Origin of the sequence: Spiroplasma apis B31, from assembly GCF_000500935.1 — a bacterium.
Taxonomy (GTDB): domain Bacteria; phylum Bacillota_I; class Bacilli_A; order Mycoplasmatales; family Mycoplasmataceae; genus Spiroplasma_A; species Spiroplasma_A apis.
Window position 1 is genome coordinate 122,877 of record NC_022998.1, and the last position, 13,072, is coordinate 135,948.

General features: G+C 30.3%; 11 protein-coding genes and 6 tRNA genes. 16 read left to right on the plus strand and 1 reads right to left on the minus strand.

Translation table 4 applies throughout. The features are described 5' to 3' along the window. Positions 1-51: 51 nt before the first annotated feature. The 5 genes from SAPIS_RS00525 to gatB are packed head-to-tail and all read left to right on the plus strand — an operon-like array spanning position 52 to position 6,877. Positions 52-1,671 carry a hypothetical protein gene (locus SAPIS_RS00525; RefSeq protein WP_023788889.1) on the plus strand — a complete coding sequence of 540 codons (1,620 nt, stop codon included), beginning with the start codon at positions 52-54 and terminating at the stop codon, positions 1,669-1,671. Positions 1,672-1,682: 11 nt separating this feature from the next. Then, positions 1,683-3,683 (plus strand): NAD-dependent DNA ligase LigA, encoded by a 2,001-nt coding sequence (ligA, locus tag SAPIS_RS00530; RefSeq protein ID WP_023788890.1) that lies wholly within the window; start codon positions 1,683-1,685, stop codon positions 3,681-3,683. Next, positions 3,683-3,973: an Asp-tRNA(Asn)/Glu-tRNA(Gln) amidotransferase subunit GatC gene (gene gatC, locus SAPIS_RS00535; RefSeq protein WP_023788891.1), complete on the plus strand. Its 291-nt coding sequence runs from the start codon at positions 3,683-3,685 to the stop codon at positions 3,971-3,973. The genes ligA and gatC overlap by 1 nt, the downstream gene beginning before the upstream one ends. Next, a complete protein-coding gene (locus SAPIS_RS00540; RefSeq protein ID WP_023788892.1) occupies positions 3,973-5,439 on the plus strand; it encodes an amidase family protein in 1,467 nt (488 codons plus the stop codon). The genes gatC and SAPIS_RS00540 overlap by 1 nt, the downstream gene beginning before the upstream one ends. Next, positions 5,432-6,877: an Asp-tRNA(Asn)/Glu-tRNA(Gln) amidotransferase subunit GatB gene (gene gatB / locus SAPIS_RS00545; protein WP_023788893.1), complete on the plus strand. Its 1,446-nt coding sequence runs from the start codon at positions 5,432-5,434 to the stop codon at positions 6,875-6,877. The genes SAPIS_RS00540 and gatB overlap by 8 nt, the downstream gene beginning before the upstream one ends. Positions 6,878-6,933: 56 nt before the next feature. On the opposite strand, the gene SAPIS_RS00550 is transcribed toward gatB, so the two are convergent. After that, complete coding sequence (locus SAPIS_RS00550) at positions 6,934-7,626, minus strand: potassium channel family protein (protein WP_023788894.1); 693 nt, start codon at positions 7,624-7,626, stop codon at positions 6,934-6,936. A gap of 95 nt (positions 7,627-7,721) precedes the next feature. Here SAPIS_RS00550 and SAPIS_RS00555 point away from each other — a divergent pair, with 95 nt between their 5' ends. The 11 genes from SAPIS_RS00555 to SAPIS_RS00610 all read left to right on the plus strand — a co-directional run bounded on the left by SAPIS_RS00555 (position 7,722) and on the right by SAPIS_RS00610 (position 13,055). Then, positions 7,722-9,347: a TrkH family potassium uptake protein gene (locus SAPIS_RS00555; protein ID WP_023788895.1), complete on the plus strand. Its 1,626-nt coding sequence runs from the start codon at positions 7,722-7,724 to the stop codon at positions 9,345-9,347. Positions 9,348-9,862: 515 nt separating this feature from the next. After that, positions 9,863-9,938: transfer RNA gene (locus SAPIS_RS00565), tRNA-Asn, on the plus strand. Between the two features lie 8 nt (positions 9,939-9,946). Then, positions 9,947-10,022: transfer RNA gene (locus SAPIS_RS00570), tRNA-Glu, on the plus strand. Positions 10,023-10,035: 13 nt separating this feature from the next. Further along, positions 10,036-10,111: transfer RNA gene (locus SAPIS_RS00575), tRNA-Val, on the plus strand. 9 nt (positions 10,112-10,120) lie between these two features. After that, positions 10,121-10,196 (plus strand) — tRNA-Thr (locus tag SAPIS_RS00580). An 85-nt stretch (positions 10,197-10,281) separates the two neighbouring features. Beyond that, positions 10,282-10,656, plus strand: a complete 375-nt coding sequence (locus SAPIS_RS00585; protein ID WP_041612566.1) for a hypothetical protein — start codon at positions 10,282-10,284, stop codon at positions 10,654-10,656. A 162-nt stretch (positions 10,657-10,818) separates the two neighbouring features. After that, positions 10,819-10,894 (plus strand) — tRNA-Lys (locus SAPIS_RS00590). A gap of 5 nt (positions 10,895-10,899) precedes the next feature. After that, positions 10,900-10,984, plus strand: a tRNA-Leu gene (locus SAPIS_RS00595). An 86-nt stretch (positions 10,985-11,070) separates the two neighbouring features. Further along, complete coding sequence (locus SAPIS_RS00600) at positions 11,071-11,910, plus strand: HAD-IIB family hydrolase (protein WP_023788897.1); 840 nt, start codon at positions 11,071-11,073, stop codon at positions 11,908-11,910. A gap of 13 nt (positions 11,911-11,923) precedes the next feature. Continuing rightward, on the plus strand, positions 11,924-12,226 hold the full coding sequence (trxA, locus tag SAPIS_RS00605) for a thioredoxin (protein WP_023788898.1): 303 nt from the start codon (positions 11,924-11,926) through the stop codon (positions 12,224-12,226). Positions 12,227-12,245: 19 nt separating this feature from the next. Then, entirely contained in the window at positions 12,246-13,055 is an 810-nt protein-coding gene (locus tag SAPIS_RS00610; protein ID WP_023788899.1) for a Cof-type HAD-IIB family hydrolase, read from the plus strand. The last annotated feature ends 17 nt before the right edge of the window (positions 13,056-13,072 follow it).

Below are 13,072 nucleotides of genomic sequence, written 5' to 3' on the forward strand. Positions count from 1 at the left end.
AGGCTTATTGTTGGTATGTTGGGAATGGTATAATAAATTTGGTGAAAAGAAATGACGAGTTTATCAATTTGATTCCCTATTGTGTTAACAATACCTATTATCTTTATGTTTTACACATCAGGGACTATTATATTAGAACTTTTAAAGTTTAAAATAAAGAATAGTTTTTCAGCAATTGCAGCTGGTTTTTTTACTTATTTCACATTTATATCAGTACTAACATTTCCATTACAACTTATTTCTGTACTACCTTATATATTCTTTATATATTTCATATGAGCATTGACAATTTTGTTTATCGCTTTTTGTTTTGTTTTCTCAAAGTACTGACTATCAACAAACGTTTTCTCATTGAACACAATCATCTACATGGGAATAGTTGCTTTGATTGTAGGTATTAATTTTTTTGGTATCCAATTCGTGAATAACGTTAGTTTTGCACGACACAAAAATACATTATCAATATTGAACTGATTAAAAGATAATCCTGTTTCATTTTTCAATAACGCAACATTATTTAATTTTTTAGGTTTCAAACCATTTCAAGGGTGATATACTTTTCAATTATCTTTGATAATATTGGGTAATATTGAAACCTACCAGTATCAAGATTTCATAAAACCTTTTTGTTTTATTATTGATGCATTTCTTTTCTCTTCAATATTCATAACTATGTTTGAGGCTTTAAAGAAAAAAACTAAAAGCATAAATACTTGTGCTTTGTTCGCCATATCTCTAATTATATTCTCAATAAGTAAATTATTGATAGCTTACTTTGACGCATCGTTCTGGGGAGGAGAGTCAATATTCATTTACTTAGTATTTTATTCAATAATGTTATTATTGAAGTACACCACTTCTGAGTATAGAGAAAGAAATAACACATTTTTTAATGGAATGGTTTTAGGTGGTTATATTTGTTTTTCTTGAGATAGTTCTTACCAAGTATTATTTCTTCTTTATGGATTTATATTTGTAATTCAAAAAACGTACTCTAGAAACTTTACTAAAGATTTACTAAAACTTTCTATATTCTCATTGATTGATATATTTTTCTTTAACATTGTCTTGGGTTATTATATACAAAGTCTTCTTTTCGGAATACTTACTGTCTTCTTGATATTGACTGCTTTTTGAATGTCTCGTAATTATTCGGTTGTATCAAAGTTTGAAATATTTATTGACCAAAAGACAAATTTCACAATATTGCTACTTCCTATAAGTTTTATGTTAATTTCCATCGCTATAACACTAGGTATGGAGCAGCCGTTTGTATCTACAAACGATAACTACCTTAACTTTCTTTACGTTTGAACTTCAATATTTAAAAATAAAAATGTTAACTTTTGAACAACTTTTATTCTCGCAATGGTTATTTTAGCCTTATCATTTTTTTGAATATTCATTAGGAAAAAAATTAGAACTACAGGGCTTACAGGAATTATTGATTTGATATTGATTAGTTATTTAACTTTCTACAATCCGATAGTTGTTAAGTTTATAAACTTCATATACCCAGATATGACAAAAACAAATGGTGTTGTTATGATAGTAATGGGTATAGTATTATTAAATGTTGTTGTTTATTGATTGTTCGACTTCATCAAAAGACGAAAAGTAAGCACAAATGAACCAGTTATTATTAAAAAATATACTTGATTAAGTTTATAGGAGATATTATTATGAGCAATATAAAGGAAAAGTTAGATAGCTTGAAAAAAAAGCTTAATGAGTGAAACCACGCATACTACGTTTTAGATGCGCCTTTGGTTTCAGATGCTGAATATGATTCACTTTTGAAAGAACTTATCGAACTAGAAAGTTTAAATCCAGAACTAGTTACATCAGATTCTCCAACTCAAAAGGTTGGGGGACTCGTACTAGATAAGTTTGCCAAACACAAACATCAGGTGCCTATGCTAAGTCTTAGCAACGCTTTTAACGAACGTGATTTGATTAATTTCGATGATCAAATATTTAAAAGTATAGGTAATAAAAATTATAATTACTTTGTTGAACCAAAAATTGATGGGTTATCTATATCTCTTCTTTATAAGTTCGGCGTTTTACAAAAAGGTGTCACAAGAGGAGATGGTTACTATGGGGAGGATGTAACTAATAATGTTAAGACAATAAAAAGTATTCCCTTAAAAATAGAAAATTCAGATGAATATTTTGAAGTTAGAGGTGAAGTTTTTCTTTCTAAAAAAGAGTTTGACAAAATAAATGAAAAAAGAAAAGACAACGATGAACCTCTTTTTGCCAACCCCCGAAATGCCGCTGCTGGAACACTAAGACAATTAGACTCATCAATAGCAGCAAGCAGAAATTTAGATGCTTTTTTATATTATTATATGAATAGAACCAAATATCACAAACACTCTGAATCATTAGATTTTATTAACTCTGTTGGTTTTAAAGTAAATAAGTTAGGTAAATTATGCGAAAATATTAATGATGTCTTGGAACATATTAACTATATCAACAATATAAGAAGCGAACTTGATTACGAAATTGATGGAGTTGTTATCAAACTAGATAATTTTGATTTATATGATCAAGTTGGTTATACATCTAAATCACCAAAGTGAGCAATAGCATATAAGTTTCCCGCAGAAATAAAAGAAACTTTATTGAAAGACATTTTTGCCACTGTTGGTAGAACAGGGAAAATAACTTATAATGCAGTTTTAGAACCTGTTCAGCTTGCTGGTACTACTGTTCAAGCAGCCACTTTACATAATTCTGACTTTATCCACAATAGAAAAATAAAAGTTGGATCAAAAGTCAAGGTAAAAAAAGCGGGTGATATAATACCAGAGGTTATAGAAGTTGTTAAAGATGATAATTATAATAACCTTGAAAATTGAAAAGAAACTCTTGAGTGTCCAGAATGTAAGTCAAAACTTGAAAGATTTGAAGATGAAGTAGACCAATATTGTATCAACAATTTATGTCCAAGAAAAAGAATCAGAAGTATTGAGCATTTTGTCTCTCGTGACGCAATGAATATCGAAGGTCTAAGTATAAAAATTATTGAAAAACTTTATGACAACGGTCTAATCAAAAAAGTTTCTGATTTGTATACATTGAAAACTAGCAAAGAGAAAATTTTAACACTCGACAAAATGGGCGATAAGTCTGTCTCAAATTTACTTACAGCCATCGAAAGTTCTAAAAAAAACTCTTTGGAAAAAATATTCTTTGGACTAGGTATTAGACATGTTGGTAAAAAAACAGCCCAAACTTTGGCTATTAATTTTCAAAATATTGACAATATCCTAAAAGCTAGTTTCGAAGATTTTAGTAAAATATATGATATCGGTCCAATTGTTGCAAAATCAATAATAGATTGAAGAGAAGTAACTCAAAATATAGATTTAATAAACGACTTAAAAGCAAACGGTGTTAATTTAATTTACTTAGGAAATATTGGAAGCGTTTTCAACGAAACCATTAGCAACAAAAACTTTGTCATAACTGGAACGCTATCTAAACCAAGAAATCATTTCAAAGATATTTTAGAAAGCTACGGTGCTAAAGTTATAGATAGTGTTAGCAAAAAAACAGATTATCTTTTAGCAGGTAAAGATGCAGGAAGTAAATTAGAGAAAGCAATAAAATTAAACATTAAAATATTAAGTGAAGAAGAGTTCAACAATATGATAGGAGACATAAATTAATGAAAATCACAAAGAATTTGATAAAAGAGCTAGCAGCCGATGTTATGCTGGACTTGGATGAAAATGAGGTAAATGAAATTACAAACTTGGAAAATGATATTTTAAATAAGTTTGAAAAAGTGCTTTTAATAAATACTGAGGGTGTTGAGGAAGCACATTACCCTTTTGATTTAACAAATAGTTATTTAAGAGAAGATGAGGTTTCAAAAACAACACCAAAAGAAAAAGTTTTAAGAAATGCACCACAAACATCAGAAGGTTATGTGGTAATTGAAAAGGTAGTGAACTAATGGAAATAAAGTTTTTAAGTATTAAAGAACTAAACGAAAAATTAAAAAATCAAGAAATCACTATCTCCCAACTAACAAATTTAACTATTAAAAACCTAAAAGAAGAAATGAGCTCAAACTTTCTTGTGACTTTAACCGAAGATCATTCCCTTGAAAGAGCAAAGGAGTTGGAAAAAACAAAAAATTTTGATAATCCCCTTTATGGAATTCCTTATGTAACAAAAGACAACATATCGACAAAAGACATTCTAACAACTGGTAGCTCAAGAATTTTATCAAATTACTATCCTACTTTTGACGCAACAATAACAGAAACCCTTGATAAGTCTGGTGCTATCCTTTGTGGTAAGGCCACTTTGGATGAACTAGGTATGGGGGGTACTGGACTTTTTGCGTTCAACGGAGAAGTTCGTAACCCTTTAGATAAAGAAAGAATAATTGGTGGAAGTTCAAGCGGAAGTGCTTTTGCAGTGGCTACTGGTTTAGTTCCTTACTCAACAGGGACAGACACTGGTGATTCAATTCGTAAACCAGCAAGCTATACAGGTATTGTTGGTTTTAAACCAACTTACGGAAGTATTTCTAGATATGGTGTGATACCATATTCTCCAAGCTTAGACCATGTTGGTTTTTTTACTAGAAGTGTAGAAGATATGGCTATATTGTGCGATGCTTCTTTCGGTTTAGACCACAATGACTTTACATCAATAGATAACAAACAAAGTTTTTCTGCAAACTTAAATGAAAAAAAAGAAAAAATCAAGTTTGGTTTTTTAACATCTGTAGAAAAATATATGGATAAAAGTTTGCTTGGAAGCTACGAAAAACTTTTCGATAAGGTTAAAAAAGACGGCCATGAAGTTATTTTTGTAGACTTCAAAAAAGAGCTACTCGATGCTATAACTGCCGCATATATGATGATATCTTTCTCAGAAGGTGCAACCACACACGCGAACCTGGATGGTATTAATTTTGGTAAAAGGGAAAAAGGACAAGATTACCTTGAAATTATGCGAAACTCAAGATCAAAAAACTTTGGATCCACAGTGAAAAGAAGATTTGTTATTGGAAGTTTTCAGTTAAAAAAAGAAAATCAAGAGAGACTTCTTGCAAAATCTAAAAAGGTACGACGATTAATTAATGAAGAGTTATCAAGAGTATACGAAGAGATAGATATTTTAATTTTGCCACCAAGTTTGAATGTGGCACCTAAAGTTTCTGAAGTTCTAGGTACTGATGTAGAAGAAAGAGATAATGATGAAAAAGTATTTCTTGAAGATCTTTTAATTTTAGCTAACTTCAACGGTATGCCTTCAATAACTTTGCCTTTTATTAAATCCAACGGTCTTCCAATAGGTATAAATTTAAATGCCAGACCAAAAAATGACTTGGAATTATTACAAGTATCTAAGTATATAGAAGAAGTAGTTGCAAAACAAAAAAATGGGGGTGAGACAAATGACTAATTTTGAAGTAATAATTGGTATTGAAAATCACGTAGAGTTGAAATCAAATACAAAGATATTTTCACCCGCACCAGTTAATTTCGGCCTTGAACATAATACTCAGGTTTCCGAGGTTGATCTTGGTTATCCTGGAGCTTTACCAAGTGTTAATAAAGAATGTGTTCGTCTTGCGTTACTTGCGTGTAATGCATTAAATTTGAAAATAGACCCCTTACTAAGATTTGATCGCAAAAACTATTTTTACCCTGATCTAGTCAAAGGGTTTCAAATAACTCAACAATTCTTTCCAATAGGGAAAGATGGCTTTTTAGAAATAGAACTAGATAATAATACTTCTAAAAAAATAGAGATAGAAAGACTTCATATCGAAGAAGACACAGCCAAACAGATACACAAAGATAATTTGACATTTATCGATTATAACAGAAGTGGTATAGGGCTGATAGAAATCGTTACTAAACCAGTAATTAGATCATCTGATGAGGCTGTTGCTTATGTAAATGGTTTAAGAGAGATTTTGCTATTCCTAGGTGTAAGTGATGTTAAAATGAACGAAGGGTCATTAAGATGTGATGTAAACATTTCTTTACGTCCATTTGGATATGACGGCTATGGTTCCAAAGTAGAAGTTAAAAATTTAAACTCGCTAAACAATGTAAAAAAAGCTATTGAGTTTGAAATCAAAAGACAATCAGACTTATTACTTAACGGGCACAAAATTCAACAAGAAACTAGACGTTTTGATGAAAACAAACAAGAAACTGTCTTAATGAGAGTTAAAAACGATGCGGTTGATTATAAATATACACGCGAGCCAAATATTTTTCCGATAAAACTAAATGAACAATGAATAAATGAAACTATAATTAATGCACCTGAGTTACCATCAGTAAAAAGAAAAAGATACTTTGGTGATTATAAATTATCAATGGATGATATAAATTATATTCTTTCAGACTTAAACTTGACATTATTTTTTGAAGAGACAATAAGTTATGGTGCTGACCCTAAAAAAGTGGCGAACCTTTTAATAACAGAAATAAAAGCAATATTAAATAAGGATAATATAACTCTGAAGGGGTCAAATTTAAAACCAAAAGACTTATTTGAAATCATCTCACTCACAGATAAAGGAGTTATTTCTTCAAAACATGTAAAAATGATCATGCCAGTAAAAATCAAAAGTAATGAAAACGTGCTTTCAATTATAGAGAAAAATAATTGAAAACTTATAAGTGACACAGACGAAATCAAAAGATTAGTAATGCCTATTGTTGAAAAAAATACTTCGTTGATAAAAGAACAATTTATAAACAGACCTGAAAGGGTAGAAAAGACAATAATGGGTGAGTTGATGAAATGTACTGGTGGAAATGTTAATCCAGATATTGCAATCAATATAATCAAAGAACTTGCAGATGCAGCTTTTAAAAATTAATAATTGTACAAAATAAACTAAAAAAAGAACCTTGGTTCTTTTTTTAGTTAATGCTTTTATTCATACTCATCTTCACCACGTATTTTAAGAACTAAGTCATTTATCATATGATTCTTAGCGAAAACGACTAATACATCGTCTTCTTTGAGAGTAGTATATTCATCGGGTATGACAATTTTACCATTTCTTTTAATTTGAACAATGTTGAAGTCTTTATTTGAGCTCAACCCAGCGTCTCCGATTGTTTTATTAATTACGTTTTCTTCTGCTACTTTGATGCTTGTAAAGACATATTCTCCATCGGTTGATTGAACCTCACTTTCAATATCAAAAAGCGACTTAGTTGCAACCATTTTTCCTGTTATTACATCAGGTATAATTACCTTGTCCTCGTCTAATCCAAGTGCTAATAAAATTCGTTTATGATGTTTGTCTCTTGCCTTAACGATTATATTTTCAACACCTAGATCAATTAAATTTAGAACAGTAAGTATACTTGCTTCCATATTTGTTCCAAAACAAACAATTACTCCATCAAATTGTGATATTCCATTTTTCTCTAGTGCTGCTTTGTTGGTAGTATCTAATACAACAGCTTCAATAGAGTCAAACTCAGACATATATAAATTTAATTTTTCAACATTTAGATCAAATATTTTTATATGTTGTTTTTTTTCTTCTAAAGTCTGGGCTACAGATAATCCAAAATAATTCGCTCCCATAATAGCGAAACTTTTCTTTCTAGCCATATTTTGCCCCTCATTTCTTTACTCATTTTATTATATAACTCTTTTAAAGTTTGTTGTATAATTTAAGGTAGTTTTATTAATTAGGAGATGATTTTGTGGATAATTCTAATAATAACTCACTTACAACTGGTGAACCTAAGTCTGGAAAAAAGAAAAGGTCAAAAAGAAAATACTCAACTGAAAAATCTGAGAAAACCTTTTTTGCAAAACCAAAAAATTGATGGCCGTTTTCTAGGGTTAGCGGTAGGATTATATCCGTTTACCTGCTTACCATTGTAATTGGTGGTTTTTTATTGAGCATTCCTGGTGTTGTAAAAGAGGAGTCTAATTTTTGAAACTTTATAACTGGTATGTTTACCGCCTCAAGTGCATTTTCTGACACAGGTATTACAATGATACAAACTAACACTGGATATAGCTTTTTTGGCCAGTTTTTAATATTGCTTCTTATACAAATGGGTGGGATCGGTATTCTAACTGTTAAAATTGTATTTTTAGTATTTTTAAATAAAAAAATTTCATTAGACGACCAAAGTGTTGCAAACACCGAAAGAGGAAGTAACTCTCTTGCAAACACTGTTGAAATGATTAAAGATGCGTTCTTCTTTCTCCTTTCTGTAGAAATTATCGGAGCATTTATTCTGTTTTTTGGGTTTTATTTCACTCCAATGTCAAAGAGTTATTTGCAAGAGAATCCAAACACTACTACAAATCCATATCATAATTTTGGAACATCATTGTGAGCGTCTATTTTTCATTCAGTGAGTGCTGTTAATAATGCGGGTTTTGATATCTTGAGTGGAAACTCATTGCAGCCTTATAATCAAGATGACTCAAGAGGTTACATCCTACAATTTACATTTTTAGCTCAATGAATTATTGGTGGTCTTGGTTATCCAACATACCATGATATTAAAAGAAAATTTCGTGCTAGAAAATTAGGTAAAACAGTTAAGTTTTCTTTATTCACAAAACTTAACTTTATAGTGTATGTAACTTTATTTATATTGGGTCCAGTTTTAGTGTTTCTTTCTGAATATTTAACGATCGAGAATAGTGCTATCTTACTTAATAAAGATAGTAACGGGGAGCACTCAGAAAAAATATGAAAACCAGCCTATGTTTGAATAATTGATATATTATTCAATGTTTCTTCTTGTAGAAATGCTGGTTTTGCGAGTGTGGATATTAATAATTTTACTGCTGGATCAAAGTTCATTTTATCAATTTGAATGTTTATTGGTGCAGCGCCTTCTTCAACGGCTGGTGGTATTAGAACAACGACTCTAGCAATTTGTTTTATAGCAATTTTCTCAATAATGAGAAATAAATCTTCTACAGAAGCGTTTAAGAAACGTATCCCAGACGAAACAGTTAAAAGAAGTTTTGCTGTTGTATTACTTTCCTTCATGATTGTATTGGTCAGCATATATGTTGTTTATTTAGACTCTAACGAGATGTTGTTTAACACTGATGACTCAAAAAATACCGAGTCCACAATCATTAAACTAATTGTTTATGTTTGTAGTGCTTTTGGAACCGTTGGTTTTCAACCATTTACTAATGGTCAGATTATTCAAATGGGTGTCATAAGTAAAATTATGCTAGTAATAACAATGTTTATAGGTCAATTAGGTATATCTAATACTTTGTTGGCTTTCGTTAAACCTAAAAACAAACAGAATTACGGATATTTAGAAGAAGATGTAACAATCGGATAAAAATTAGTGTATATATTAAATAAAATCTACACCTTCAAAAGTGTAGATTTTTTAACATGATTAAGCCGCTTGCAATTGATCTCAATATCAATTATGAGCAATGTAAGTGGTATAAGATGTCATAAATCGCTCATATAGCTTAGATTAATAATAAAAAAACTCGTTCTTTTAATCTAATAGCGTCTTTAGTTAGTGTATTAAGACTTTAAAACAATGTGAAAACTTTGCATTATTATAGGGTGCAATTGTAGGCAAGTATAATCAAAAGCTTGTTCTTGAAAGCCTTTTTATGAAAAAAAATCAGAAGGAGTTTATTGAAACACTTTTATTTTCTTGAGTAAACAACAAAAAGTTTGTCATTGAACACCAAGTTATAGATTTTTATCCAAAGAGTGATATTATTAACAAGTTCATAGATAGAGTTCTATTAAAAATAAAAAAAGAAAAAAAATTCAAAATTTTGTTGCTTTTATTTATATTTATATGCTATTATGAATAAGTAGATTTTGCTCTATGGCTTTTTAGCTCAGTTGGTAGAGCAACCGGCTGTTAACCGGTTGGTCGCAGGTTCGAGTCCTGCAAAAGCCGCCATTTTTTATGGCCTGTTGGTGAAGCGGTGAACACACACGGTTTTCATCCGTGCATACACGGGTTCGATCCCCGTACAGGCTACCATTATTTTATTGTTGGAGTGCTAGCTCAGTTGGGAGAGCTCCTGCCTTACAAGCAGGCGGTCGGCGGTTCGAGCCCGTCGCACTCCACCATTTTTTTATGCTGATGTGGCTCAATTGGCAGAGCAACTGACTTGTAATCAGTAGGTTGTAGGTTCAAGTCCTATCATCAGCACCATCAAAAGAATTTAAAACAATCTTACAAGAAGATTGTTTTTTTATTAAGTGAAATATTGTATCATTAAAGAAATATGGGGTACATAATGAAGAAATGAGTTTTTATTTTAATTATTATAGGGTCAACATTTTTGCTCTTAAACCAACTTTTGACACTTATATTCTATAAGACGGTTTCAACAGCCCTTGGTTCTTTCAATTTACTTGGTTATGGCATGGTAATTGGTTATTTGGTGGTTAACATTATATGGATAAGCACCTACACAATATTAACTTTACTAAAAGGTAAATTAACAAAAAACTACACAGGAGCAATACTAGGTCTAGTTTTCTCTGTAACTACAATTTTGTTATCTTGACTTTTTGTAACTTGAATTTTTTGGGCATTGAATCTTATATTTTCTATATTAATTACAATAGCAATGTCAGTTATCATTAAAGATAATAGAGAAAATTTATAATAATATATTTTATATCTTGTAAAAAATCCTAGTTAGATTTAAATAGGAATTTCTGTAGTTATATAATTGTAATTAATATAGGATTACGATAAAAATAATAATTTTTAGAGTTTTAGTTACACCTTACTTAAAAATATGTTATTATAATTTTGTTCAATTTTCGTCTCGTTAGCTCAGTCGGTAGAGCAACTGGCTTTTAACCAGTGGGTCATAAGTTCAAGTCTTATACGGGACACCATTTTTCCGGAATTGGCGGAATTGGCAGACGCACCAGACTTAGGATCTGGCGTTGTAAAACGTGGGGGTTCAAGTCCCTTATTCCGGACCATAAAAGATTTTAAATCATTCTTAAGAATGATTTTTTTTATTAAAAATTGGTAGAAAAACTATAATATAATTAAAAAAGGTGATAACGTGAGAAATGAATTTAAAGAAAAATTATTAATATTCTCTGACTTGGATGGGACTGCACTAAATTCTAATCATGAGTTTAGCGAACGAACGAAGAATACAGTAAGAAAAGCTTATGAAAACGGTCATTATTTTATTCCAATAACCGCAAGAAGTACTAAAGATGGAATTTTCACACAAGCTATAAATATCGGAATTGATAAGTTGGGTGGAATAGCCGTATCAAATAATGGTACTCATATTTATGATTTTGAATCAGGAACTTGGTTACGTGAGATATATGTAAGTCAAAAATTAATAAAAAAAATATTTAACAAAACATTTGGCAAGGTTGGCAAATATAAAGTTCACTATTTTGCCAACGACATAACTTATGTATATGGTCCAGGGGAAAATTCAAGATATTGAAGCGATATAATGAAGGTTGATTATAAGGTAATTGAGTCACTTGAAGAGATAACAAAACCGATATCACATTTAACAATAATCTTACCCGATAATGCTGGTGAAGTTGAGGAAAAAGAACTTCATAAAGACTTCAACTTTGCCAAAAGAGGTTTAGACATAATCAAATATACAAACAGAGTTTATGAGATAATACCCAAAAATATTAATAAAGGAGAAGCTGCACAATTTATTTCAAAACATTTTGCTAAAAAGAATAAATCTTTCCAATCAATATGTTTCGGGGATAATTTCAATGATATTCCTTTATTTGAAAAAACTGATTATTCAGTTGCTATGGATAATGCAATTGATACTTTAAAAAAAATAGCTACACACAAAACTCTTTCTAATAACGAAGATGGTGTAGCGCACTTTATAGAAAAAGAAATACTTTAAGGAGAAAAAGAAAATGGCAAAAATTATTACTAGTAAAGAAGAATTTAAAAACGAAATATCAAAATCAAACACTGTAGTTGATTTCTATGCAGACTGATGTGGACCTTGCAAAATGCTTGCACCCGTATTTGATGAGGTAGCAAAGGAACAAACTGAAATAAACTTTATAAAAGTTAATACAGATGACTTGAAAGAAATAGCAAACGAATATGGAATAATGTCAATTCCAACTTTAATTAAATTTGAAAATGGTGAAGAAAAACAAAGACATTCAGGTTTTATAGGAAAAGACCAACTAATTCACTTTGCAAAGTAGGCACAACCAAAAATATAAAATGATAGCATTGGACCTTGACGGTACCTTGATTGGTAAGGGGAGAAAGGTTTCAAAAGAAAATATAAAAGCTATCAACATGGCTAGAGAAGCCGGAATGAAAATTTGTATAGCCACCGGGAGAAGCATAAGTAGAGTATTAAGCATTGCAAAAGAAATCGGAAGTTTCGAGTTTGAAGAATTTGTAATTTGTTTAAACGGCGGAGGAATATATAAATTAAAAAAAGATTTTTCTTACGAAATAATTAAAGAAGTGTTTTTCGAGATTGAAGATGTAAATTCTATCTATGAAAAATCTAAGGAACTAAAAATAAATTGTTTTTCTTATATAGAAGACCCTAAGATATCTTATGTGATAAAAAAGGGCGGACTTTTTATTTGGTTCATGAAGAAAATAACAAATAGGAAACTTATCATTTTTAACAATAAAAACATAAAACATAGAGCATATAAAGTAATAGCCTGTGGAAAAAAGAACAACATACAATATCTTAAAAAGTTTATTGAAAATAAAAACTACGAGAGTTATGCTTGAAGTTATGTCTCAAAAAAAACTATGAATATAGAAATTAGTCCACCGAATGTCGATAAGGTAAATGCCTTAAAAATTGTTTCAGATATTTATAATATTGTTAAAGAAGAAGTTATTTATTTTGGTGATGGTGAAAATGATAGACGCTCAATAGAATGGGCTGGTGTGGGTGTTGCAATGGAAAATGCCTCACATTCTATCAAAAGTTCTGCAAACGAAATAGCACCACATCATAAAAAAAACGGTGTATCATATAAAATTCACCGATTTATTGATTAAACTTGATTTGATACAAT